This window comes from Streptomyces sp. NPDC003379 (assembly GCF_053589195.1).
Genome location: NZ_JBSFRK010000028.1, coordinates 17,261 through 40,297, shown reverse-complemented (window position 1 = coordinate 40,297; position 23,037 = coordinate 17,261). Strand labels below are relative to the sequence as shown.

Annotated in this window: 21 protein-coding genes; 4 read left to right on the top strand and 17 right to left on the bottom strand. The window is 71.7% G+C overall.

Translation table 11 applies throughout. The features are described from left to right. On the bottom strand, nucleotides 1-417 hold the full coding sequence (locus ACWDVB_RS25750) for an ATP-binding protein (RefSeq protein ID WP_451512576.1): 417 nt from the start codon (nucleotides 415-417) through the stop codon (nucleotides 1-3). Between the two features lie 119 nt (nucleotides 418-536). Further along, a complete protein-coding gene (locus ACWDVB_RS25745; protein WP_451512575.1) occupies nucleotides 537-1,280 on the bottom strand; it encodes a dienelactone hydrolase family protein in 744 nt (247 codons plus the stop codon). A 111-nt stretch (nucleotides 1,281-1,391) separates the two neighbouring features. On the opposite strand from ACWDVB_RS25745, the gene ACWDVB_RS25740 reads away from it, so the two are divergent. After that, nucleotides 1,392-1,955 carry a MarR family winged helix-turn-helix transcriptional regulator gene (locus ACWDVB_RS25740; RefSeq protein WP_451512574.1) on the top strand — a complete coding sequence of 188 codons (564 nt, stop codon included), beginning with the start codon at nucleotides 1,392-1,394 and terminating at the stop codon, nucleotides 1,953-1,955. A gap of 15 nt (nucleotides 1,956-1,970) precedes the next feature. On the opposite strand, the gene ACWDVB_RS25735 is transcribed toward ACWDVB_RS25740, so the two are convergent. The 4 genes from ACWDVB_RS25735 to ACWDVB_RS25720 all read right to left on the bottom strand — a co-directional run bounded on the left by ACWDVB_RS25735 (nucleotide 1,971) and on the right by ACWDVB_RS25720 (nucleotide 6,363). Further along, entirely contained in the window at nucleotides 1,971-2,156 is a 186-nt protein-coding gene (locus ACWDVB_RS25735) for an SPOR domain-containing protein (protein ID WP_451512573.1), read from the bottom strand. 290 nt (nucleotides 2,157-2,446) lie between these two features. Further along, nucleotides 2,447-3,202, bottom strand: a complete 756-nt coding sequence (locus ACWDVB_RS25730; protein ID WP_451512572.1) for a GntR family transcriptional regulator — start codon at nucleotides 3,200-3,202, stop codon at nucleotides 2,447-2,449. A gap of 112 nt (nucleotides 3,203-3,314) precedes the next feature. Further along, nucleotides 3,315-4,580, bottom strand: coding sequence for an alpha/beta hydrolase fold domain-containing protein (locus ACWDVB_RS25725; RefSeq protein ID WP_451512571.1), 1,266 nt, complete (start codon nucleotides 4,578-4,580; stop codon nucleotides 3,315-3,317). A gap of 208 nt (nucleotides 4,581-4,788) precedes the next feature. Next, nucleotides 4,789-6,363, bottom strand: a complete 1,575-nt coding sequence (locus ACWDVB_RS25720; protein ID WP_451512570.1) for a S8 family peptidase — start codon at nucleotides 6,361-6,363, stop codon at nucleotides 4,789-4,791. 461 nt (nucleotides 6,364-6,824) lie between these two features. Between ACWDVB_RS25720 and ACWDVB_RS25715 the strand changes: the two genes are divergently transcribed. After that, a complete protein-coding gene (locus ACWDVB_RS25715; RefSeq protein WP_451512569.1) occupies nucleotides 6,825-7,991 on the top strand; it encodes a threonine synthase in 1,167 nt (388 codons plus the stop codon). Between the two features lie 612 nt (nucleotides 7,992-8,603). On the opposite strand, the gene ACWDVB_RS25710 is transcribed toward ACWDVB_RS25715, so the two are convergent. Then, nucleotides 8,604-9,269, bottom strand: a complete 666-nt coding sequence (locus tag ACWDVB_RS25710; RefSeq protein ID WP_451512568.1) for an HAD family hydrolase — start codon at nucleotides 9,267-9,269, stop codon at nucleotides 8,604-8,606. Next, a complete protein-coding gene (locus ACWDVB_RS25705) occupies nucleotides 9,256-10,647 on the bottom strand; it encodes an acyl-CoA dehydrogenase family protein (protein ID WP_451512567.1) in 1,392 nt (463 codons plus the stop codon). Before ACWDVB_RS25705 ends, ACWDVB_RS25710 begins: the two co-directional genes overlap by 14 nt. 93 nt (nucleotides 10,648-10,740) lie before the next feature. On the opposite strand from ACWDVB_RS25705, the gene ACWDVB_RS25700 reads away from it, so the two are divergent. After that, on the top strand, nucleotides 10,741-11,343 hold the full coding sequence (locus tag ACWDVB_RS25700; protein ID WP_451512566.1) for a TetR family transcriptional regulator: 603 nt from the start codon (nucleotides 10,741-10,743) through the stop codon (nucleotides 11,341-11,343). On the opposite strand, the gene ACWDVB_RS25695 is transcribed toward ACWDVB_RS25700, so the two are convergent. Then, nucleotides 11,320-12,342: a ScbA/BarX family gamma-butyrolactone biosynthesis protein gene (locus ACWDVB_RS25695; RefSeq protein ID WP_451512565.1), complete on the bottom strand. Its 1,023-nt coding sequence runs from the start codon at nucleotides 12,340-12,342 to the stop codon at nucleotides 11,320-11,322. The two genes, ACWDVB_RS25700 and ACWDVB_RS25695, sit on opposite strands and share 24 nt — an antisense overlap. Nucleotides 12,343-12,649: 307 nt before the next feature. Between ACWDVB_RS25695 and ACWDVB_RS25690 the strand changes: the two genes are divergently transcribed. Then, entirely contained in the window at nucleotides 12,650-13,303 is a 654-nt protein-coding gene (locus ACWDVB_RS25690) for a ScbR family autoregulator-binding transcription factor (protein WP_451512564.1), read from the top strand. Between the two features lie 12 nt (nucleotides 13,304-13,315). Here the strand turns inward: ACWDVB_RS25690 and ACWDVB_RS25685 are convergent, their stop codons facing one another. From ACWDVB_RS25685 to ACWDVB_RS25650, 8 genes are all read right to left on the bottom strand, one after another. Beyond that, complete coding sequence (locus ACWDVB_RS25685) at nucleotides 13,316-14,869, bottom strand: MmgE/PrpD family protein (RefSeq protein ID WP_451512563.1); 1,554 nt, start codon at nucleotides 14,867-14,869, stop codon at nucleotides 13,316-13,318. A gap of 103 nt (nucleotides 14,870-14,972) precedes the next feature. After that, nucleotides 14,973-15,341 (bottom strand): nuclear transport factor 2 family protein, encoded by a 369-nt coding sequence (locus tag ACWDVB_RS25680; RefSeq protein ID WP_451512562.1) that lies wholly within the window; start codon nucleotides 15,339-15,341, stop codon nucleotides 14,973-14,975. Nucleotides 15,342-15,412: 71 nt separating this feature from the next. Beyond that, nucleotides 15,413-16,369 (bottom strand): diacylglycerol kinase family protein, encoded by a 957-nt coding sequence (locus ACWDVB_RS25675; protein ID WP_451512561.1) that lies wholly within the window; start codon nucleotides 16,367-16,369, stop codon nucleotides 15,413-15,415. A 144-nt stretch (nucleotides 16,370-16,513) separates the two neighbouring features. Continuing rightward, nucleotides 16,514-17,725, bottom strand: coding sequence for a cytochrome P450 (locus tag ACWDVB_RS25670; protein ID WP_451512560.1), 1,212 nt, complete (start codon nucleotides 17,723-17,725; stop codon nucleotides 16,514-16,516). A 235-nt stretch (nucleotides 17,726-17,960) separates the two neighbouring features. Then, the gene (locus ACWDVB_RS25665; protein ID WP_451519605.1) at nucleotides 17,961-19,469 is read right to left on the bottom strand and encodes an MFS transporter; all 1,509 of its coding nucleotides are present in this window, start codon (nucleotides 19,467-19,469) and stop codon (nucleotides 17,961-17,963) included. Beyond that, nucleotides 19,466-20,227 carry a thioesterase II family protein gene (locus ACWDVB_RS25660; protein WP_451519606.1) on the bottom strand — a complete coding sequence of 254 codons (762 nt, stop codon included), beginning with the start codon at nucleotides 20,225-20,227 and terminating at the stop codon, nucleotides 19,466-19,468. The genes ACWDVB_RS25665 and ACWDVB_RS25660 overlap by 4 nt, the downstream gene beginning before the upstream one ends. A gap of 35 nt (nucleotides 20,228-20,262) precedes the next feature. Then, nucleotides 20,263-21,276 carry an LLM class flavin-dependent oxidoreductase gene (locus tag ACWDVB_RS25655; RefSeq protein ID WP_451519604.1) on the bottom strand — a complete coding sequence of 338 codons (1,014 nt, stop codon included), beginning with the start codon at nucleotides 21,274-21,276 and terminating at the stop codon, nucleotides 20,263-20,265. A 63-nt stretch (nucleotides 21,277-21,339) separates the two neighbouring features. Next, a complete protein-coding gene (locus ACWDVB_RS25650; protein WP_451519603.1) occupies nucleotides 21,340-23,004 on the bottom strand; it encodes a fatty acid--CoA ligase in 1,665 nt (554 codons plus the stop codon). Nucleotides 23,005-23,037 lie beyond the last annotated feature (33 nt).

Below are 23,037 nucleotides of genomic sequence, written 5' to 3'. Positions count from 1 at the left end.
CTAACCCGGCAGCGCCAGCTCGAACCACACCGTCTTCCCCGTCCTGCCCGTGCGGCCCGGCCGCGTTCCCCAGCGCCGCGAGGAGCGGGCCACCAGTTGGAGGCCGCGTCCGCCCTCGTCGTCGAGGGCGGCCATGCGGGCCAGGGGCGGGTCGGGCAGCGGGTCGGACACCTCCACCAGCAGGCTCCCCAGGGGGTCGAGAGGGCGTACGAGGCGTACGCCGATGGGGCCGGAGGCGTGCCGCAGCGAGTTGGTGACCAGCTCGCTGACGAGCAACGCGGTGATGTCACCGAGGGGCATGAGACCCCAGTCGCCGAGCTGCGCGCGCACGACGGAGCGGGCGGTGCGGACGGCGCCTGGGTCCGCGGGAAAGTCCCACTCGGCGCAGTCGCCTTCGGTCTCGATCACGCCGATCACTTCCAGACCAGAGGGCTGAACCTGTCCGGTTTCGGGTGGTTAATGGGCACATACCCGATATCCCGGCGCCTTTACCGCGCAATGGGGCGCCCTGTGGCACGAACGGCGTAGGAGGCGCCTCAGCTGTCGCTGGTCAAAGTGCGAGCCAGGAGCGGGAGCAGGCGGTTCCAGTGGTGCTGGAGCGCGGCGGGGCTGAACGCGTCCGTGTCGGACATGGTGAAGCCGTGGACGGTGTCGGGGTAGATCTCGGAGGTGTAGGTGACACCCGCGGCGTCCAGGGCCTGGTTGAGCTCACCCAGCCCCTCGGGCGTCAGGTCCGTTTCGGCGTGGCCGAAGTGGACCTCCGCGGTGAGGCGGCGCAGGCTCTCGGGCCCGTCGGCGCCCACGGGGCCGTGGAACGCGGCGAGGGCGGCCACCCGGCCGGGGTGGGCCGCGGCGGTGCGCGTCGCCAGGAGGCCACCTATGCAGTAGCCGGTCACCGCGACCGGTCCGGCGGCGACCTCGGGCTGGGCGGCGAGGTAGCCGAGATACGCGTCGGCGTCGGCCAGAGCGCGTTCGGCGGTGTGCTCCTCGATCCAGGGCATCAGCTGGGCGATGGCCGCGGTCCGGGCCTCTTCTCCGATGTGCTCGGGAAGTTCGATCACCGGCGCGGGGCCGTGCCGGTAGAAGAAGTTGGGTACGAGTACGTAGTAGCCGTGCCCGGCCAGTTCGCTCGCCATCTCGCGCAGCGCGGGCCGGATACCGAAGGCGTCCGGGTACATCAGCACGCCCGGGTGCCGCTCGCCACGGTCGGGAAACGCGGCGAAGGCGTCGGCCCGGCCGTCAGGGGTGGGGACCTGCAGGGTCTTGGTCTTGGTGGACAAGAGCTTCCTTCCTTGGAGTCACCGATAAACGTTCGTTCGTCGTACTAACGTCATCGGCGCGAGCGACCGTACATCGTTAGTCGTACTAACGCAACGGAATAGGATGGCGCCATGACCGGAACGGGAGCCGCGGACACCGAGAACACGGAGAGCACGGAGAGCACGGAGAACACGAAGGACGTGCCCGACACGCCTGGCCACGGCGCGCTCAAGACGCCCGACAGGCTGCGTCGCCGGGTGAGCCGACTGCTGTCGCAGCTGACCACCCGGTCGGACCGGCTGATCACCGAAGGGCTGGCCCGGGCCGACGCCCGCAAGTGGCACTACGCCGTACTCGCCTCACTGCAGGATTTCGGGCCGGGCAGCCAGAGCGCGCTGAGCGGGCGCACCGGCATCTACCGCAGTGACATGGTCGGCGTACTCAACGAACTGGCCGAGCGCGACCTCATCGAACGGGCGCCCGATCCCGACGACCGGCGCCGCAACGTCGTCACGATCTCTCCCCGAGGCCGCCGCCACCTGCGCCGCCTCGACAAGGCCCTGGACGAACTCCACGACGAACTACTGGAACCGCTGAGCCCGGCGGAACGCGACCAGCTCGTGCGACTGCTCACCCGCCTGCTGGACCACCACACCCGGGTCCGCGCGCCGGATCCGGATCGCCGCACGGCCTGAGGTCACTCAGGGGCGTCAGCGCCCGCCGCCGTTCTGGTTCAGCTTCTCGATCCAGTACAACTGCTTGTGCCCGCGGTCGTCGAGGCTGTCCGCGATCTTCTGGGCCTCTGCCTTCGTCGCGAACCGGCCCACGCGATAGCGGTTGCCGTTGTCGTCCTGCCGTATGACGAGCCAGGGCAGCACCACCGTCCCGTCGTTCATCGCGCCCCTCCGCTCGCCGCCCCCGGCGCGCGCCACGCCTCGATCACTAAGGAAACCGCAATCCGCATATGCCCGAGCCTACGCCCGACCTTTACTCACCGGATACGAGTTTGCACAAAGAGATACGCGCCCGGGGGCGCTGAAGGGTACGCAATCGGCCACGACGCCGCGCCCCCTGCGCGCCGTGCGGGCGGCGCTCGGCCGACCGCGCGCTCAGGAGCGGGAGGTACCGCCCCTCAGCGCGACCGAGCTGGAGCACGCCGCCGTCGTGACGTGGCGGGCCGCCGCCCTCACTTCACCGGCAGGTGGTACGCGACCCGGTACCGGTCGGCGGGGACGACGACGTCGGCCGTCTCGACCGGGCGGCCCGAGGCGTAGTACGTCCGCTGGACGACGAGGACCACATGGCCGGGAACGCCGCCGAGCGCCGTCAGCTCCTCCGCGAGGCCGGGGCGGGCGCCGACCTCCTCCGCGACGTTGTCCACGACCACGTCGATGGCGGCCATCCGCTCCACCACCCCGCAGCCCCCCAGCGGGCCTTCCTCGGGGAGCATCACGGGCGTACGGCCCGTGACGGCGAGAGGTTCCCAGGAGGTGGAGAGCATCATGATCTCCCCGGCGTCCCGGAAGACGTACTTGGTGCACATCACGCGGTCGCCGACGCGGATGTCGAGCCGCTCGGCGATCGCGGCGCTCGCCTCGGCCTGCTCGCTGCGGGACTCCCAGGTGCCGCGCGCGCCGTCGGCGGCCTGCTCCTGGCGGAAGGGGGTCGAGCCGCCGTTCGCCGCGCGGTACCCCGTGCGGGCGATCTTGCGGGGGACGGGGCGCTCGCGTACATACGTACCGGAACCGGAGCGGCCCTCCACCAGCCCTTCGGCCATCAGAACCTTGCGGGCCTCCAGGGCGACGGTGTCCGAGACGCCGTACTCCTCGCGGATCCTGGCCTGCGAGGGGAGCCGGGTGTGCGGCGGCAGCGAACCGTCGACGATCTTCTTGCGGAGATCACCCGCGACGCGCAGATACGCCGGCTGCTCACCGAAAGTCACTGGCCACTCCCATCAGGTTGACAGACAGCAACAGCCTGGCAACCGCGGGTTGCCGACTGCAACCCAAGGCCAAGGAATCACTCGAAGTGATGATTTCTACCCTCGCAGGTCTTTACGCGGCGCTCTTACCCGGATATGGCGAACGATCGAGCGCGCTCAGGAAACGTCCGGTCGCCGTGCGGGCGATCTGGCTGCCCCAGCCGCCCCAGTTCACGTCGAAGCAGTGGTCGGCCCACGGCAGTTCGACGTACACCACCTGAGCCCCGGATCCCTTCAGGCGCCGCGCCAGCTCGCGCGCCTGCGCCACGGGCACCGCGCGGTCCGCGCCGCCGTGCAGCAGCAGCGTCGGGGGCACGTCGCCCCGGGCCATGCGCACGGGCGAGCCCAGGCGGTAGCGGGCCGGTGCGGTGGCCGCCGAACCGCCCATCAGGCGCGGGATCATGGGGTCGCCGCGCAGCGCGGTGCCGGCGATCAGGCGCCGCATGTCGGTGGGCCCGTAGAGCGAGACGACCCCGGAGACGGAGGTGTCACGCGCCGCGCAGGACGCCGGGACGCGGCTGTCACCGTCGGTGTAGGCGGCGGAGAGCGCGAGGTTGCCGCCGGCCGAACTGCCCGCGAGGAGAAGGCGGTCGGGGTCGACGCCGTACACGCGCGCGTGGCGTCTGACCCAGCCGATCGCGCACTTCACGTCACCGATCTGGTCGAGCTGGGTGGCCCGGGGCGCGAGGCGGTAGTCGATGTCGAAGACGGACCAGCCGCGCGCGTTGAACCACCTGTTCCACTCGGGGGTCTGACTGCGGTGGCCTTTGTTCCAGCCGCCGCCGTGCACCCAGACGACGGCGGGGTGCCGCACCCCGGGTCGCTTCGGCAGGGCCCACAGGTCCAGCTCCAACGTCTGCGGCTGCGACCGCGCCCGAGGCTGGGAGTGAGGGTGGGGGCGAGGCTGCGACCGCCCGGGGTGCGCCCCATGACCACCGCCCACGCGCGCGTACGTGACGGTGCGGGCGAGGTCGGGCGCCTTGGTGTAGTTGACACCGTCGAAATAGCTTGCGAGGGAGACCCGTTGGCCATGCCGCGCGGCCGTGCCGTACGCGGCGGCGTACGGCATCACTCCGTAGACGAGGGCCGCGAAGGAGGCGAGCAGCGTGAGCCCGGCGCACCAGGGGTGACGGTGGGCGGCGAACACGGCGGCGACGATGCCGAGCAGCCCCGGCGCCACGAGCACGAGTCCCCAGGAGGTGATGGCGGCCGCGACGAGCACGAGGAGCGGAACGCGCGGCAGCGGGGCGGCGACCAGAACGGCGAGCGCCGCGTTCAGGAGCCCGGCGGCGAGGAGCAGGACCCGGGCCACGACGGGCGGTGGCACGACGGACGTCACACCGAAGAACTATCACAGAAACGGACAAAAACCCCGGAGCCGCAGTCGGCACCGCCCCATCCCCGCGGCAGACCGGCCGGGTCACCGACCCGGAGCCGTACCGCGAGGACGAGGGGTGCTGAGTCACGCGCTCACGAGGGACCGCGGATCACAACCGGATCAGAACTGAATCAAACTGGATCAGGACTGGATCAGGACTGGATCAGAACTAGAACTGCAGGCTCCACGTGTCGATCTTCCCGGTGTCCTGCGCCGCGTTGTCGCTGACCCGCAGCTTCCACGTGCCGTTGGCCGTCTCCGAGGAGGCGTTCACGGTGTACGTGGTGTTGATGTTGTCCGAACTGCCGCCGGTGCCGTAGCCCTTGAGGGTGTAGGCCGTGCCGTCGGGCGCGATCAGCTGGACCTGGAGGTCGCCGATGTACGTGTGCTGGATGGTCACCGGCACACTCAGCGCCGAGGGCGCGTTGCCCGGGACGCCGGTCACGGTCACCGCGGACTCGGCCGTGGCGTTGTCCGCGATCGCGTAGTCCGTGTCGTTGGTGAACTTCGGGCCCGGCGGGTTCGTGGTGCCGCCCGTCACGTTCAGCAGGCGGTTGGGCGAGCCGGTGCCGGGGCTGGTGACGACGCCGGTCGAGGAGGCGTTGACCAGCGCGGTGGAGACCTGCGCCGGAGTCGCCGAGGGGTTCTGGCCCACGTAGATCGCGGCCGCGCCCGCCACGTGCGGGGACGCCATCGACGTACCGGAGATGCTGTTGGTCGCCGAGTCGCTGGAGTTCCACGTCGAGGTGATCGCGGAGCCCGGCGCGAAGAGGTCGAGGACGCTGCCGAAGTTCGAGTAGCTGGCCTTGGCGTCGGTGCTGGTCGTGGCACCGACGGTGATGGCCTCGGTCACGCGCGCGGGGGACTTGGTCGAGGCGTTGGTGGACTCGTTGCCCGCCGCGACCGCGTAGGTGATGCCGGACGCGATGGAGTTGCGTACGGCCGTGTCGAGCGCGGTGTCGGCGCCGCCGCCGAGCGACATGTTGGCGACGGCGGGCTTGACCGCGTTCTTGGTCACCCAGTCGATGCCCGCGACGACCTGGGCGGTGGTGCCCGAGCCCTGGTTGTTCAGGACGCGGACGCCGACGATCTTGGCCTTCTTGGCGACGCCGTGCAGGGTTCCCGCGACCGTGCCGGCGACGTGCGTGCCGTGGCCGTGGCCGTCCTGCGCGGTGTTGTCGTTGTCGATGGCGTCATAGCCGTAGGAGGCGCGGCCGCCGAAGTCGCTGTGGGTGATGCGGACGCCGGTGTCGATGACGTACGCCGTGACGCCCTCGCCCGCGGAGTCCGGGTAGGTGTACTTCTGGTCCAGCGGCAGGGTCTTCTGGTCGATGCGGTCCAGACCCCAGGAGGGCGGGTTGTTCTGGGTCGCGGAGGCGGTGAACGTCCGGTTCTGGACGACCGCGTCGACCGCCGGGTCCGCGGCGAACTTCTTCGCCTCGGCCTCCGTGAGCTCGACCGCGTAGCCGTTGAGGGCCTTGTCGTAGGTCCGCTCGATCTTGGCGCCGTACTCCTTGGCGAGGGCCTTGCCCTCGGCGGAGCGGGCCTTCGGGCCGTTCTTGTCGAGGCTCACGATGTAGCTGTTCTTGATCGTGCCGGGGGCGCCGGCGTTCTCGATCGTGCCTTCCGCCTGCCGCGCGTCGGCGGTGGCCGGGAGGGCGGAGACGACGCCGAGGGCGAGGGCCGCGACCGCTGTCGCGCTGATCCCGGCCAGTCTTCGGCGGGTATGACGCATCACTGCCATCTGAGGGGTCCTCCTCAATAGGTGGTGCGCTGGTGGGGGATTGGTGCTTTGTGGTGCCCACACGCGCGGAGGCGCGGCGCCCGCCAGGGGCATGTCAATCGATCCGGCCTCCGTCGGGACGAAAGATTGGCGGATCCATAGGAATCTCACAAGGGTCACGACAGGACATGACACGCCTGCCATGCGCCCTTCATGAACCATCACCACCAGTTGCCTCACGGGTAACGTGATACGCCATCAAATACGGCCGGTATACGGCTGGTTGAGAGCGGAACGCTGTGTGCCAGGACCGCGGCGGTCATACGACGTGCGCGGCGACGGCCCCGACACGGTCCAGCGACTCCGCGTGCGCGGCGACAGCCCCGGCGCGGTCCAGGGACTCCGAATGCGTGGTGTCGACCTCCCGGTCGTGGACCACGCACCTACGCGAACCGTCCCGGTCACGGCATTAACCTGCGCGCATGACCGCCACGCCTGCCACCCCCGCCACGCCCGCCCCGACCGCTCTGCCGGGCCGCTTCTGCCCCGTCGACGGGACCCGCGTGGCCGCGGACTCGCTCGAATGGGCCTGTCCCGTCTGCCGCGGGCCTCTCGACCTGGACTTCTCCCCCACGCCGGCGCCCCTCAAGTCCCTCGCGGCACGCGTCAACTCACTGTGGCGGTACGCGGAGTGCCTGCCGCTGACCGCTCCCGCGATCTCGCTCGGCGAGGGCCGGACGCCCCTCGTGGAGCTGACGGGGGGAATCTGCGCCAAGCTCGACTTCCTGATGCCGACGCTCTCCTTCAAGGACCGCGGCGCGGTCATGCTCGCCGCCCTCGCGCAGCGCCTCGGCCCGGACCGCGTCATCGCCGACAGCAGTGGCAACGCGGGTACGGCCGTCGCCGCGTACTGCGCGCGGGCCGGGCTCCCCTGCACCGTGTACGTGCCCGCCGGGACCTCGCCGAAGAAGCTGGCGCAGATCGGCGCGCACGGGGCGCGGCTCGAAGTCGTCGACGGCGACCGGGAGTCGGCGGCGCGAGCGGCCCGTGCCGCCGCCGACGCGCCCGGCACGTTCTATGCCTCGCACGTCCACAACCCCTACTTCCTCCAGGGCACCAAGACCTACGTCCACGAACTCTGGGAGGACCTCGGCGGCCGACTCCCCGATGCCCTGGTCGTGCCCGTCGGCAACGGAACGCTGCTGCTCGGCGCGGCGCTCGCGGTACGCGAACTGCACGCGGCGGGGCTCATCGCGAAGGCGCCCGCGCTGTACGCGGTGCAGTCCGCGGCGGTCGCCCCGCTCGCCGAGGCCTGGCGGGCCGGCGCGGACGACCTGGTCGGCGAGATGCCGTCGGCGGCCACGGGGGCGGCGGCCACCGCGGCGGAGGGCATCGCGATCCCGCGCCCGCCCCGCGCGCGCCAGATCCTGCGGGCCGTACGTGATTCCGGCGGCGCCTTCTTCACGGTCACGGAGGAACAGATCGCGGCGGCCCAACTGGATCTGGCGGCGCGTGGCCTGTACGTCGAGTCGACGGGCGTGGCCTGCTGGGCGGCCGTGCGGGACGGGGCGCTGGGTGAGCGGACGGCGGTGGTCCCGCTGTGCGGGGCGGGGGCGAAGACGGGGCTGGCGGAGGCGGTGGCGGTGTGATGCCGCTCGGGAATCTGCCCCACCTCGACGAGGGGCGGCACGGCGCACGGCTGCATATCGGTCCCGGTCCCCCGGCGGGCAACGCCTCACCTGGGCCTGACCGTGACGTGAGCTGACGGTCCCTTCAGCGGTGTCAGCTCTCCGAGACCTCGTCCGTGCGGGCCGCCGAGAGGATCGAGTCGAGGAGCCCGGGGTAGCGGGCGTCGAGGTCGTCGCGGCGGAGCGACAGCAGGTTCTCGCGGCCCGAGGGGCGCTGCCGGATGACGCCGCTGTCGCGCAGGACCCGCCAGTGGTGGGTGAGCGTCGGCTTGGAGACGCCGGTGAGGATACTGCCGCAGTTGTGCTCGCAGCGGCGTCGCGCCCCAGGAGCAGGGCAACGCCATCGGTCTCGCGGTCCTCATCGCGATCGCTGACGCCGGTACGGAGGGCAAGGCGGGGGCGGTGCTGCGCGCGGCCGTCGCGGACGGCGAGTTCCTGGTCCCGAGATGCGGCGGGCCGAGGCGAGGACCGACGCGGCGCAGAGGACCGACGCGGCGCAGCGGGTCGGCACCTCGGCGTGGGCGCCCGGTGGTGGGCCGAGTCGCGAGACCCGTCGGTCCGCACCCCGAAGCCCTATCCGCGCGTCACCGCCCCCACCATCACCGCGTGCCCCACCTCCGACAGCATCGGCAGGTCGGACGGGTCGTCGCCGTAGCCGTAGCAGTCCGCCGGGTCGATGTGCTCGTACCGGTCGAGCAGTTCGCGGACCAGGCGGCGCTTCTCGTCGCCGATGACCGGGGCGCCGAGGAGTGCGCCGGTGTAGACCCGGCCGCACCGTTCCAGGCGTGCGCAGAGCACGTGCTCGGCGCCGACCGCCTCGGCCAGCGGTTCCAGGAGCGGCCTGAACGAGCCCGAGACCAGGGCGATGCTCGCGCCCTCGGCCCGGTGCCTGCGCAGCTCCGCGGCGACACCGCGTACGTAGAAGCCCTCGGCGGCGCTGCGTTCGGTGAACCAGCGGCGGGCCCACTCCTCGACCGCCGCCACCGGCTCGCCCCGCCAGGCCCGGTAGTAGGCTCGGTTGGCCTCCGAGCGGGGCAGGCCCGCGGCCGTCCTCGCGCCGAGGTCCTCGCGGACACGGGCCGCGCGGAGCGCTCCCTCGGAGCCGTATCGGCCCGCCATGTAGTAGCCGAGGAAGTCCAAGAGGCTCTTGCAGGTGATCAGCGTCTCGTCGACATCGGAGAAGACCAGACGGGGACGGGTCGCGGTACCGGTACTGGTGCGGCGTTCAGACGTCGGCATGGGGTGCCTCCAGGGCCAGGTCCCGGGCCGGGACGGGGGCGGGGACTTGCGACAGGGCGGGCAGTTCGGAGAGTTCGGGGAGTTCGGACAGTTCCGAGAACACGCTGCGGGCGTAGTCCACCGCCGCCTGCTCCCTGCGCAGCATCCGGTGGCCCGCCACCGCGCGTACGTCGCGGCGGCACCGTTCGACGACGTCCGGGCCCGGATCCGCCGTCGGGTCCGGCCGGACGTCGGTGCGGTGGAGCCGCTCGACCGCGCGGGCCAGCAGCCCGACGACCGAGGCCGCGATGCGCCGGTTCCGCGCGACGTCCCGCGCGGTCCAGGCGTCGGCGTCGGCGCGCTGGGCGGCGTCGCGCAGCAGGAGTTGGGCGGCCTCGATCTCGTCCGACGAGAGAGCGAGGACCCTGTGCAGTCGCAGGGCGGCGGAGTCGGGGAGGTCACGTGCGCGGCGCGCCGCCCACTGCGACCACGCCTCCAGGGCGTGGCGGGCGGCGCCGAGTGCGGGGGCGCAGAAGAGGAGGCCGCCGCCGAGCTGGGCGGGGACGGTGTGGCACCTGGCCCGGCCGGGGCCGGGGGTACCGGCGGTCAGGTCGGCCATGAGAAAGGAGCGGTGCCGGGGCACGGCGACGGACTCGACGACGACGGTATGGCTACCGGTACCGCGCATCCCCTCGGCCCGCCAGGTATCGAGGACGGCCACCTGCGCACGCGGCACGGCGAACACCCGGCATCGACCACCGCCCGGTTCGCCGGGTGCCCCTTGCTCGGGCTGCTCGGCGGCGGGACCGGCCGGCCTGACGGGTGCGGTGGGTCCGGCAGACCCAACAGACCCGGCAGACCCGGCGAGTTCGGCAGGCCCAGCCGTTTCAGCAGACCCGCCCGGTTCCATAGACGTAAGCAGCAGCCAGTCCGCGAAATCCACCCCGCTGGCATACGCCCACGTGCCGCTCAGCAGCCAGCCGTCCGGGGTGGGTACGGCCTCGCCCGATGCCGTCATCACGGCGGTGATCCGCGTGTCGGGTGAGGCCGCCCAGAGGTCGCGCTGGCCGTCGGGGGGCAGGTAGGCGGCGAATCTTCCGTGGGCGGCCCACAGCGTGCCGCACCACGCTGCCGACGCGCAGCCCGCGCCGACCGTGGCGGCCGCGTCCAGGAGGGCGCCGAAGGTGCCTTCCGTGCCGCCCCAGGCCCGCGGCACGAAGTGCCGGGCGAATCCCGCGCGGGTCAGCAGCCCCGCCGTCTCCTCGTGCAGCCGTCGCTCCCGCTCGGCGCCGCCGGCGTGGACGGCCGCGGACCTGGCCGCGCTCGCCACCGCGGCGGGCGGCAGCACGGGGCCGTCGGCGCGCCGATGTCCCGCTGCTGAACTCTGTGACTGAATCATCTGTGGCATACACCCCTAGGGCCGATTAGAATTCGTTCTTGAACGTATCTTTAGCGCCGTCGGTCCCTCGCCGTTCGATCCCCAGTGAAGGAGGTGTGCACCTTGCCGAAGCAAGCACGGGCCTTGCGCACATACGACGCCGTCCTGGACGCCGCCGCCTATGAGTTCGCGCGATACGGCTACGCGAACACCAACCTGCAGAAGATCGCCGACCAGATCGGCCTGACGAAGGGCGCCCTCTACGGCCACTTCTCCAACAAGGAGGAGCTGGCCGCCGTACTCTCCACCCACCTGGCCGCCGCGGTCGAACTCCCCCTCGGTGAGGCGAAGACCTCCACCGGTCCGGCGCTCGACCGGCTGCGGAGCCTCATGCTCACTCTGGGAGAGCTCTTCCAGGGCGATGTGCGCGCCCGCGCCGCGCTGCGGCTGACGCTGGAGACCGCTCAGGCCTCAGGGGTCACCGCCGGCCTGCTGGAGGAGACCCACTCCGTCGTGCGGCGACTGGTGGGCGAGGTGCAACAGGAGGGGCACTGGGAGCCCTCGGCGTCCGCCAAGGCCGTGGCCGACCTGCTTGTGGCCGCGTTCTTCGGTGTGTTCTGGATGGGCTCGGCCACCGAACGGCCGGAGTCGGGCAGCCGGGTGGCCGCCATGTGGAACGTCCTGGCCCACGCCCTACGGGGCAAGCCCGGTCAGTGAGGCCAGCTCGGGCCGGCGCCCCGCCGGCTGTGGCTCGTCGCGCGGGCCGACGCCCGCCCATGTCATATCGGTCCTGGCCAGCAGGGTGTCTCCCTGGAGAGCCGCGACGCGCAGCCGGAAGGCGTCCGCCGGCGTGGCGCCGGGCACGCTCTGCTCCACCAGGAGATTGATCGGCGCGTCCAGCTCCGCGAAGGCCGCGCACTCCACCTGGGCGCCGACCAGCGCGAACGCCCGGTCGCCGAGCGGCTCCTCGATTCTCTCGTGCACACAGAGGTGGCCCAGCTGGCGGAAGCCCTCCATCAGGACCATGAGCGGCACATGGTCGGTGGGGTGGTCGAAGAGCACCGCGTGGTCGCGGTCGAGGCGCAGCCGCCAGTCCCCGTCCGGCCAGCAGCGCTCCAGGACGCAGTCCTTCCAGCGCAGCCGCCCCACGCGGCGCGGCGGCACGAGCGGCGCGGTGGGTTCGCGGACCACGGCCCGGACCGGCGGGGCGTCGCCGCCCCATGCCAGCCGGCGCAGCAGGCCGTAGCGCCTGTCGTCCATGACGTAGACCCGCAGCGTGCCGATGCCGCAGGGCTTGCCGTCCACGAGCATCCGTACGTCGAGCCGCGCCCCCCTGGGACGGCCCTCCTCCCAGGTCCACTCCGCGTCGAGGACCACGGGGACGGGGGCGCCGCCGACACGCAGCGCGGCCGGATCGGTGATGTCGAAGGACAGGTCACGTCCGACGAACCGGTGCCCGAGCGGCACCTCGCAGTACTCGTGGGCCACGTAGAGGAGGGCCTGGCGGATGGTCTCCGCGAACAGCATCGGATCGCTGATGCCCTGCTGGTCGGGGTGGTAGAGCGCATGGTCACGCGGCCACTGGGCCGCGATCGAGAAACGGCTGTCGCTTACACGACAGCCGTCCGTGACGAAGACCTCCGCGATCGAGCTGCGGTGCACCAGCTCGCGCGGGACGGGTCTGAGAAACGTGAGGCCAGGTGGCGTGAGAGCCATTGATCCGGCATCCCGGTTTCTGGAACTATCGATGAGCACGACCGACTTCTGAGACAACGCTTCCCCCAAATCAGGACGAACTCTTGCCAGAGAACAGACGTGTGAAGCCTTGCGGCGTGGGAATTAATATACCTGCGAGAAGGTATATTTCAAGGGTTGAAACCATGTTCGGTCACCATCAACTACCCATACAAAAAGACCAGTTGGCGCACTGGTAGCCGAAAGCGCACCTCATAGGCCACACCCCCCGCTGGACCAGCGCGCACTCCCCGATCCGATCAGATCGACCGAGCACGATATGGAAGCCATGAGCAACGAACGCAAGGCACCGCTGTCCCCTCTCCAGACCGGCACCTCGGCCGATGACACCTCGCACCTCAAGCAGGAGCGGGCGCTCCACACCCGCAGGACGATCCTCGACGCGGCGGCCTCGGTCTTCGCCGAGACCGGCTTCCCCGCCGTGACCATCAAGGACGTCGCCGACAAGGCGGAGCTGACCAAGGGGGCCGTGTACTTCCACTTCGCCAACAAGGAGGCGATCGCCGCCACCGTGGCGCACGAGTTCTACCGGCGGCTGAACGAGATCATCGCCCCCGTCCTGGACGGCGACCAGTCCTCGCCGGAGACGGTGGTGAACGTCCTGATGGCGGTGGCCCGCGGCTTCCGTGACGACGACTTCATCAAGGCCGGCTCCCGGCTCCAGATCGAACGCCCGTACATCAAGGCCGACATGCCGATCCCCTACGTCGGCTTCACCGACCTGCTCACCGAGCTTCTGGAGAACTGCCGGAAGGCGGGGACGCTGGAGACCGCCGACCCGGCCGCGCTGGCCCGCGTGCTGCGGGCCGCGCTCTTCGGCGCCCAGCACATCTCCTGGGTGCAGGCGAACCGCCAGGACGTCATCGAGCGCGTGCAGGAGATCGTCGACGTCTTCCTGCCCGCGTACCGGGCGGTGCCCTGACCGACGGGGCGGTCAGTCGAGGAAGGCCGCCTCGATCCAGCGGCGCACCCCGCGCGGCCGCATGCGGTGCAGCGCGCCCACGGTGTCCGCCACCTGGTGCGCACCGCCGACGGCGAGGAACTTCTCGCGCACCATCTCCGAGTGCCGCGAGCGCGTGTCGGGTCCCGCCGCGCCGACCGGGATGAGCCGGCCGCGCGTCACCGTACGACCATCGGTCAGCCGTACGGTGACCCGGGCGCCGGTCGCCTTCGTCGAGCGGGTGAAGTCTTCGCCGGCCGCGCCGACGCTGCCGACCAGGTCCACCAGTTCGTCGCCGCCGAAGCCGCGCAGCCAGGGCGCGGCCAGCGGGCCCGCCTCACGCACGGCCTCACCGAACGGCGCGTCCGAGAGGAAGAGTTCGCGGGTCATGCCCGTGTCGTGCTCCAGGCGCACGCGGCGGGCCAGCGCCCAGCGGTCGGGGTCGTCGAGGCGCGGCGAGGAGAAGTCGTCCACCGAGAACTCCCCGGTCAGCAGCGTGGTGGCGACCGGGTAGGGCACGTCGAGGACGAGGGCGCCGAGCGGTGACCCGGGGCCGTTCACGTACTGGGCCGCGCGCTCGCCCGCGAAGAGCGTGTAGAGCGACGCCTCCACGACGATCTCCGCCACGTCCTGCGGGCGTATGGGGCCCAGCTCCCGGTGGATCTCCGTGGCGCAGTCCACCGCGGCGTCGATGCCGGGGCCGCCCGGGTGCATCTTGAAGGACAGGGTGTCGGTGTGCCAGCGGCTGCCGAGGCCCTTGGCCACCGCCTGGGGCAGCGGCACGGTCGCGAAGCGGGCCAGGAAGCCGTCCTCGTGCTCGATGATGTCGGGGGCGCCGCGCAGCCCGGCGGCGGCCGCGTCACAGGCGTCCATGGCGGTGCGTACGGGTGTGAAGGTGTTGAACAGCCGGGCGTCGCTGGCCAGGAAGGCGCGCATCAGCGGCCAGTTGGGCATGGCGAAGGCCAGGCCGAGGGCGTTCTCCCACTCCGCGGCCGGAGCGCGGTCGCAGTGCAGCCGCCCGGCCACCGCGCCCGCGAGGTGGGTGTGCACGGCGCTCTGTCCGCGCAGCGGGCCGAGGGTCGCCGACGCGGTGATGCGTGCCGCGCACTCGTTGGCCGCCACGACGGCGGTCAGCAGGGAGAGCCCGTCGAGCTTGCGGGCGTACGCGAAGGCGAGGGGCACCGCGACGGTCGAGTTGGAGAGGTGACCGGCGTACGCGGTGTCGTCGAGGTTGAGCCAGGAGCCGAGGGCGGCGAAGACGCCCGCCGCGGCGCTCGGGTCGCGCTGCATGGGGTGGCCGAAGGCGGCGACGAGCTTGCGGCCCAGCGGGTGGGCGAGGCCCGCCCTGATGGATGCGATCTGCGAGAGGACCTGGCTCGCGGCGAGCTTCAGGACCCGGCAGGGGATGTCCTGGGGGCGCAGCCGCGCCGCCCACCGGGAGAGTTCGCGCAGCGGTGTGTCCGTGGCGGCGCGGGGCGCAGCCTGGCGGGGTGGCTCCCACTGCTCGCACAGCGTCCGGGCCACCCGTTCGGCGAGGACTGCCGCCATGTGACGCACCCTGCCTTTCCTGTGCGGGCCCGGACGGTTTCGCTGCCGGGCGATGAGTGCCGTGGCGGCGGTACGCCGATGACGTACCGCCGCCACGGGGAGATCAGGCCCCGGGGACCTTGTCGAGGAAGCCGTAGACGCCCTTGATCCGGCCGTCGTCGGCGGTGACCGCGACGTCGAAGCCGATGGCGATCGGCTCGCCGCCGGGCTCGGTCACCAGGCCCCACTGGAAGCGGGCGATGTTGTGGTGGGTGTCCACCGTGCCGATCAGTTCGAAGCTGAGGCCCTTGAACTGGTCGCGGGCGCCCGCGATGACCGCGCCGATGCCCTCGTGGCCCTCGACCGCGGCGAGCGGGTCGATGTACGGGGCGTCCGCGGTGAACAGCTCGGTGATCGCCGCGGCGCGCTTGTCGGCGTCGGCCTCGTTCCAGATGGCGAGGTAGCGGGTGACGGTGTTGCTGAGGTCGCTCATGAGGTCTCCTTGGTCGAGAGGGTCGTGCGGGTGGCACAGGTCGTACGGTCGAATCGGTCAGGGGCGGGCGCTCAGACGGGGTCCGTCGGCGCCCAGGCGGGGAGCGCTCCGGGGAGCACCTCGAAGGTGGCCGAGGAGCCGATGGTGTGCTGGTACTCACCGTCGTGCTCCAGGGGCAGCCGCCCGCCGTCGGTGCGCTCGACGGTGATCGTGCGGCCGCGGGCGTACACGGTCGCCGGATGGCCCATGTGCGCCGCGTCGAGGGTCAGTCCGGGCACCTCGGCGGCGGCGACGCCGTCGCCGATGACGCAGACGTCCAGCAGTCCGTCGTCGAGCAGCGAGTCGGGCAGGACCAGGTACCGGCCGCCCCGGTGGCGGCCGCCCCCCACGTTGGCGAGGACGGTCGGGCCCTCGTGCACCACCCGCCCGTCGACGACGACCCGGCCCGGGTACGGGACGTAGCGCTCGGCGGTCTCGGTGAACGCGCGGACGTACAGCTCGCGTCCGCTCAGCGGGATGTCCTTCGCGGTGATCAGCGCGTCGGCGATCACACCGCTGCACGCGCCCAGGTAGACGAAGTTGCGGGTCTCGGCGAGCCGCGCCAGGTCCAGACGGCGCAGCCGGGCGCTGCCGCCGGCCCCGGAGTCGGCGAGCACCGCCTTGAGGGACTCGGTCCAGGGACGCTCGCCCCAGAGCATCTTGTACCCCGAGTTCCCCGTGCCGCCTGGCACCACCATGAGCGCGGCCCGTCCGGCGGTCCCGCCCATGCCCTGCACCACCTCGCGGACGGTGCCGTCGCCTCCGATGGCCACGACGAGGTCCGGCGCCCCCTCGGGCCGCTCCAGGGCGCCGCGTACGAAGACGGTCGCGTCCCCCTGGGCGGTGGTGAGGTGGAGCTCGGTGTGGGACAGGTGGGCGGAGCACAACTCGTGGACCGCGCGCACCAGTTCGGGGCTGTGACTGCCGGATGCGGGATTGGCTATGACCAGGGCCCTGGTGGGGCCCGCGGCGTCGCTGCTGTCGGCCATGTCGGGCGTACTCCTTGATCTGGTAGCACCTGCGAAGGACTCTTTCACCGGGTGCTGATACGGATCTGACGCACCGCTGACGGCCTCACCAGGCGCCCTGCGAGGTGCCCCACCAGGCGGCTTCCAGGTGGCTCACCAGGCGACTCACCAGGTCACGAGCAGGGAGTTCAGCCCGTAGTTGATCGTGTTCTCGCGGAACGAGACCGCCCCGGGGACGTCCGCCACACGCAGGCCGGGGAAGCGGCCCACCAGGGCGCGCAGGGCGACCTCCAGCTCCATGCGGGCCAGCGAGGCGCCCGGACACAGGTGCGGGCCGTGGCCGAAGGCGATGTGCCGGCTCGCGTCGCGCTCCAGGTCGAGGCGGTCGCCGTCGGGGAAGACCGTCTCGTCGTGGTTGGCGCTCGGGTAGGCCAGGATCACGCCGTCGCCCTTCGCGACGCGGGCGCCGCCGATCTCCGCGTCGTCGACGGCGACGCGGACCTGGTTGTCCTGGGTGATGGACCAGTAGCGCAGCAGCTCCTCTACGGCCGGGGCGAACAGGTCCGGGTCGCGGCGCAGCCGCGCCAGCTGCTCCGGCTCGCGCAGCAGGCTGAGCACGCTGAGGCCGATCTGGTGGGCGGTGGTCTCGTGGCCGGCCACCAGGAAGAGCCGGGCCATCGCCACCAGGTCGTCGTGGGAGAGCTCGTCCGTCGCCACGTACTGCGTGACGAGGCGGCTGAGCAGGTCCTCCTGGGGGTCGCGGCGCTTGCGCTCGATCAGCTCGTCCAGGTACCGCGTCATCTCGACGAAGGCCGCGTAGATCTCCTCGGGCGTGGCGTCCTGCGAGAGGACGGCCTGGCTCAGTTCGGTGAAGTCGCACTCGTCCGCCTCCGGGACGCCCAGCATGCGGGCGATCACCAGGGAGGGCAGCCGGACGGAGAAGCGCGCCACCAGGTCGGCCGGGCGGGGCCCCCGCTCCAGCTCGTCGACGAGGCGGTCCACCAGGAGCTCCACCGAGGGCCGCAGCGCGCGGGTGCGGCGGGCGGTGAACTCGGTCATCGCCATGCGGCGCAGCCGTCCGTGCTCCGGGCCGTCCATGCGCGTGAAGGACATGACCCGGGGCGCGGGCGGCAGTTGTATACGAACGGGGAATCCGGGCCGGGTGTCGTCCGAGCTGAAACGCGGGTCGGTCAGGACCGCGCGGACGTCCGCGTAGCGCGTGACAAGCCAAGCCTCGCCTGTCCTGATACGGACCTTGACGGGTGCGCCCCCACGGAGTTCGGCGTAGGCGTCCGGTGGCGCGTATGGGCAGGTGCGCGGCATGGGCCAGGCGGCGAGCCGCTCCTGGATCCCGGGCATGACAGGAGTGACCGTCATGACATTTCCCCCTGAGTTGTGGCTGATTCCTTTCCGTCATGCTGGCCGAAAGCCCTGATGCTCCTCTGACGCCCTGCTGATCCTCATGGCCGGATCTCGACCCTGCCGTGGCGGGACCGGGAAACGTCTCCGTAATACGCGCCCTCACGCCCTCACGACACGCGAACGGCGGGTGCCCCGGAGCGAAAAGCTCCGGGGCACCCGCCGTGTGGACTGCCCGGTGTCGGGCCCCTGTTCAGACCTTGTCGGCCTTGCGCGGCAGGAACTGCACCAGGACCGCGACCAGTACGCAGATGCCGGCCTGGACGTACAGGCTGAACCCGAACCCGTCGGTGTAGCCCTGCGCGGACGGATGCTCGCCGACCTGGTCGAAGAAGACCACGCCGATGACCGCGATGCCCAGGGCGTTGCCCATCTCCTGCCCGGTGGAGAACACCCCGGAGGCCGCCGCCGCGTGCTCGGGCGCCACCCCCTCCAGGACCAGCGAGGTGAGCGGGGCGACCACCATGCCCATGCCGAAGCCGCAGACCACCATCGCGGGGATGCACCAGCCGACCGAGCCCGTGGTGCCGAGCTGGGAGGCGGTCTGCGCGAAGGCGATGTCGCCCGCGGCCACCACCAGGGCGCCCAGCGCGAGCGCCTGCCGTCCCAGCTTGGCGGCGAACTTGGGCGCCATGGCGGAGGCGACGAAGAACCCGAGACCCAGCGGTACGAAGAGCAGCCCCGACTTCAGGGCCGAAGTCCCGTGCCCCTGCTGGAGGTAGAGCGCGAGGACCAGGAAGAACGAGGCCATCACCGAGAAGTAGACGAGGATGGTGACGGACCCGACGCCGAACGCGCGGTCACGGAACAGGGACGGGTTGACCAGCGGCGACTTGGCGCCCGCCGCGAGCCGCCGCTGGCTGAACCAGAAGGCGGCGAGCAGCGGCACGGCGGCCGCCATGCACAGCCACGTCCAGACGGGCCAGCCCTCCTCGCGGCCGATGACCAGCGGCAGTACGACGGCGGTGAGCCCGGCGGTGACCAGCAGGACGCCGGCCAGGTCGAGCCCGGTGCGGCCCTCCGACTTCGACTCCGGGACCAGCTTCGGGGTGAGCGCGAGGACGATCAGGCCGATCGGCACGTTGATGAGGAAGATGGTGCGCCAGTCCATGCCGAACACATCGGCCTTGATCAGCAGCCCGCCGATCAGCTGCCCGAAGACGGCGGCCGCGCCGAGCGCCACGCCGTACGCGTTGAACGCGACGGCCCGGTGCTTGCCCGAGTACGTGGTCGTCAGGATGCCGAGCACCTGCGGGATGACCAGTGCGGCGGCCGCGCCCTGGACACCGCGGGCGATGATCAGCTCGCCCATGTTCTGGGCGATTCCGCAGGCCAGCGAGGCGAGCGTGAAGAGCAGCACGCCGATCGAGTAGACGCGGCGCCGTCCGTAGATGTCGCCGAGCCGACCGCCGGTGATCAGCAGGGCGGACAGGCCGATGGTGAAGGTGACGGCGATGAGCTGGATGTCCGCCGAGGTGGCATGCATGTTCTTCTGCAGCGACGGGATCGCCACATTGACGATGAAGAAGTCGAGGTTGGTGATGAAGAGACCGGCCAGGACGACCAGGAGCGCCCCGTAGGAGGGCTTGGCCGCCGTGGCCTCATCGGGTGGCGCCGTGGTCGTGCCCGGCGGTGCCGTGGTCGTGCCCGACAGCTCCGTGGTCGTGTCCGGCAGCGCCGTGACGTCCGCTTCTGTGGTCATGACCGGCCCACAAGCCGCCGCAGCCGCTGGGCGAAGTGCATGGTGACGGCCTCCGCGTGGCTGTCGATGTAGAAGTGGCCGCCCGGGTACTCGCTGTGGCCCAGGTACTGAGGGCTGCGCCCGGCCCAGTGCGACATGGCGTCCGGGCTCTCCATGAGCGGGTCGGACTTGCCGCCGTAGGAGACCAGGGGGCAGGCGGTGCCCGCGCCGTCGTCGACGTACTGCGCGGCGACGCGCAGGTCGGCGCGGAGCGCGGGGACGACGAGGGCGAGCATCTCCGGGTTGTCGTAGACCTCGGCGGGGAACGAACCCAGCTTCTTGATCCACTCGACCATTTCGGCGTCCGGCATCCGGCTCTGCTCCTCCGTGGGCTGGAAGAAGCCCTCGGGCGACCAGCCTGACATGCCGACGAGGACGGGTGAGGGGCCGCTCTCCGCCTCCATGCGGATGGTGAGGCGGAACGCCAGCTGCGCGCCGAGGCAGTGCCCGAAGAGCGCGAACGGCCGCTCGTCCAGGTCGTCGACGACGGCCTCGTGGAGCGCGTCGAGCAGCGGGTCCCAGTCCTCGTAACTCATCTCCTCGCGGCGGTTGTGGCGGCCCGGCAGGGTCACCGCCTGCGGGGCGATGTCGCCGGGAAGCAGCCGCTCCCAGTCGCGGTAGATGATGGCGCCGCTGCCCGCGTGCGGGAGCATGAACAGCCGTACGGAGGCGTCCTCGGACGGCTGCGCCGGGTGGAACCACTCGCCCGCGGCGGACATCTCCTGGCCCAGGGCGGCGGTGGCGGTGGCACTGGTCACGACTGTGTACTCCCAACGGTTGTCTGCTGCCCGATGGCGCGTACCGCGGGCAGCAGCACCTCGGCGATCTCCTTCAGCTGCGGCTCCGGGTCGAGCGATCCGACGCGGATGACGAGGTGACGGGCGCCGGCGCGCACATAGGCGCCCAGCCACTCGGCGCAGCTCTCGGCGCTCCCCCAGCCGTAGGCCTGGATGGACGACATCTGCTCCAGGGAGCGCCCGTAGTAGTGCTCGATGTAGTGCTCCAGCTCGGCCTTGGCGGCCGCGCTGTCGCGGTTGACGGTGACCGTCGCGTACAGCGCGGGCGTGACCGCGTCCGGGGCGCGGCCCGCCGCCTCGGCGAGTTCGGCGATACGGGCGCGGGCCCTGCCGTACGCCTCGGCGTCGGGCAGGAACGGCAGCCAGCCGTCGTACTTCTCGGCGACCCTGGCGAGCACCTTCGGGGTGTCGCTGCCGGCCAGCCAGAGCGGCGGGCCGCCGGGCGAGGCCGGCTTCGGCAGCCTCTGAAGCCGTTCGGCCTGCCAGAACTTCCCCTCGAAGTCGGACGGTCGCCCCTCTTCGCCGGAGTTCCAGGCGGTGCGCCACAGCGCGGCGATCTCATCGAGCCGCCCCACCCGGCCGGCGAACGACGCCCCCACGGAGGCGAACTCCTCCTCGGTCTCGGGCATCGGGAATCCGGAGCCGAGCCCGAGGACCAACCGGTCGGCGGCCACGTGGTCCAGGCTCGCGATCATGTTGGCGCCGATCAGCGGGTGGCGCAGGGCGGGGGTGAACGCCGCCGTGCCGACGGTGATGCGCTCGGTGGCGGCGGCGGCCGCGGAGAGCACCACCAGCGGGTCCAGGCGCGGCCTGGCGGTCAGCGAGTCGCCCGCCCACAGCGAGTCAAAGCCGAGCGCCTCGGCCCGCCGGGCGAAGTCGAGGAGCGGGGCGGCCGCGTAGGCGCCGTTGATGGCCTGCTCCCGGGTGGGTAACAGGATGCCGATACGCAGGGGCCCGGCGAAGGACTGCATGGGGTACTCCGTTTCGTCTGGCTGAGGTGCGGGGTGGGTGCGGCGGAGGCCGTCGGGGGTGCGTCAGGCGTGCTGTCGCTGGGGCGGCAGCGAGGCCGCCCGCGCCGAAGTGCGGCGCTGCACGGGGAGGGTGAGGCGCTCGGCCGACGGGGGTGCCTCGGCGGTCAGCCGGTCCCGTACGGCGCGGCGCAGGATCTTCCCCGAGGGGTTGCGCGGCAGGTCGTCGGCGAAGTGGAAGACGCTCGGGATCTTGTAGTCGGCGAGGTGGCCGCGGAGCGCGACGAGCAGCTCGCGGGGTTTGACGGTGGCCCCGGGCCGCAGGACGACGACGGCGTGCACCGCCTCCCCCCAGTGCGGGTCGGGCAGTCCGACGACGGCGGCGTCGGCGACGGCCGGGTGGGCGGCGAGCGCCTTCTCGACCTCGGCGGGGTAGATGTTCTGTCCGGCCACGATGATCGTGTCGTTCATGCGGTCGCGCAGATACACATAGCCGTCCTCGTCGAGGTAGCCGGCGTCGCCCATGTGCAGCCACTCCCCCACGACCGTGCGCTCGGTGGCCTCGGGGAGGTTCCAGTAGCCGAGCATCCTGGAGGGGGTGCGGATGCAGATCTGGCCGGTCTCGCCGGGCGGCAGCGTCTCGCCGTCCGGGCCGATGACCTTCACCTCGTTGCCGGGGCAGGGCCTGCCGACCGACTTCAGGAGCCCGGTGCCGGGGCGGTGCGCCTCGGGTGGCAGGCAGACCGCGACGCTGCCGGTCTCCGTACTGGCGTAGATCTGCGCGAACTCGCAGCCGAAGACTTCCAGGCAGCGTTCGAGCAGCGTCTCGGACATCGGCGCCGCGCCGTAGGCGATCTTGCGCAGTGAGGTGAACGCGGCCGGTCCCGCGCCGCGTTCGGCCATCATCATCTGGAGCATGGCGGGCGCCGCGAAGGTGATGGTGACCCCGTGCTCCCGCGTCAGCCGCACCGCCTCCTGCGGGATGAACTGCGGCATGACCACGCTCGTCGCACCGGCGTTGAAGGTGTGCATGAACCAGCCGATGCCCGCGATGCCGAAGCCCGGCAGCGAGATGAGGCTGATGTCGTCCGGCAGCCAGTCGAGCCAGTCGGCGCCGTGCTCGCGCATCGCGGCGGGCAGCGTGAAGAAGCTGCGGTGGGCGAGGACCGCGCCCTTGGGGAGCCCGGTGGTGCCGCTGGTGTAGATCTGCACCACCGCGTCGTCGGGGCCTGTGCCCGGCTCCAGGTCGGTGTCGGGGTGGCTGGCGTACCAGGCGGGCAGGCCGGTGCCGCGCGCCGGTTCGCCCTCGCTGTCGGTGCCGTCGACGCGGACGACCGTACGCAGTCCGGGGAGCTGCGGCCTGACGCGTTCCGCGGTGTCCCAGAACTCGTCGTCCACGAAGAGGAGCACGGCGCCCGAGTCGCGCAGGATGTGGTCCACCTCGCCCTGCGTGAGGCGCCAGTTGACCGGGACCAGGACGGCGCCGGCCTTCGCGCAGGCGAGGATCGTGAGGTAGTAGTTCTCCGACTCGCGGCCCAGGTAGGCGACGCGGTCACCGTGCCCGAGCCCCGCGTCGCGCAGGGCGTGGGCCGCGCGGTTGCTGTCCCGGTGCAGCTTCCCGTACGTGGTGGTGCGGCCCTCGCAGATGATCGCCGCGTGCTCCGCCCGGCCCCCGGCGTGGGCTCTGGACGTGCGGTTCAGCGTCCAGTCTCCGGTGGTGTGCTCGCTCACTGTGTTCTCCCCGCTGCATGGGACATCGTCGGT

What these genes read in the sequence shown, in the direction of transcription:
- ACWDVB_RS25710 (WP_451512568.1), bottom strand. Translation starts at nt 9,269, where the DNA reads ATGCCGACGTCTGAACGCCGCACCAGTACCGGTACCGCGACCCGTCCC.
- ACWDVB_RS25690 (WP_451512564.1), top strand. Translation starts at nt 12,650, where the DNA reads ATGAGCAACGAACGCAAGGCACCGCTGTCCCCTCTCCAGACCGGCACC.
- ACWDVB_RS25675 (WP_451512561.1), bottom strand. Translation starts at nt 16,369, where the DNA reads ATGGCCGACAGCAGCGACGCCGCGGGCCCCACCAGGGCCCTGGTCATA.
- ACWDVB_RS25695 (WP_451512565.1), bottom strand. Translation starts at nt 12,342, where the DNA reads ATGGCTCTCACGCCACCTGGCCTCACGTTTCTCAGACCCGTCCCGCGC.
- ACWDVB_RS25720 (WP_451512570.1), bottom strand. Translation starts at nt 6,363, where the DNA reads ATGGCAGTGATGCGTCATACCCGCCGAAGACTGGCCGGGATCAGCGCG.
- ACWDVB_RS25670 (WP_451512560.1), bottom strand. Translation starts at nt 17,725, where the DNA reads ATGACGGTCACTCCTGTCATGCCCGGGATCCAGGAGCGGCTCGCCGCC.
- ACWDVB_RS25680 (WP_451512562.1), bottom strand. Translation starts at nt 15,341, where the DNA reads ATGAGCGACCTCAGCAACACCGTCACCCGCTACCTCGCCATCTGGAAC.
- ACWDVB_RS25685 (WP_451512563.1), bottom strand. Translation starts at nt 14,869, where the DNA reads ATGGCGGCAGTCCTCGCCGAACGGGTGGCCCGGACGCTGTGCGAGCAG.
- ACWDVB_RS25655 (WP_451519604.1), bottom strand. Translation starts at nt 21,276, where the DNA reads ATGCAGTCCTTCGCCGGGCCCCTGCGTATCGGCATCCTGTTACCCACC.
- ACWDVB_RS25740 (WP_451512574.1), top strand. Translation starts at nt 1,392, where the DNA reads ATGACCGGAACGGGAGCCGCGGACACCGAGAACACGGAGAGCACGGAG.
- ACWDVB_RS25660 (WP_451519606.1), bottom strand. Translation starts at nt 20,227, where the DNA reads ATGTCCGCCGCGGGCGAGTGGTTCCACCCGGCGCAGCCGTCCGAGGAC.
- ACWDVB_RS25715 (WP_451512569.1), top strand. Translation starts at nt 6,825, where the DNA reads ATGACCGCCACGCCTGCCACCCCCGCCACGCCCGCCCCGACCGCTCTG.
- ACWDVB_RS25665 (WP_451519605.1), bottom strand. Translation starts at nt 19,469, where the DNA reads ATGACCACAGAAGCGGACGTCACGGCGCTGCCGGACACGACCACGGAG.
- ACWDVB_RS25705 (WP_451512567.1), bottom strand. Translation starts at nt 10,647, where the DNA reads ATGATTCAGTCACAGAGTTCAGCAGCGGGACATCGGCGCGCCGACGGC.
- ACWDVB_RS25735 (WP_451512573.1), bottom strand. Translation starts at nt 2,156, where the DNA reads ATGAACGACGGGACGGTGGTGCTGCCCTGGCTCGTCATACGGCAGGAC.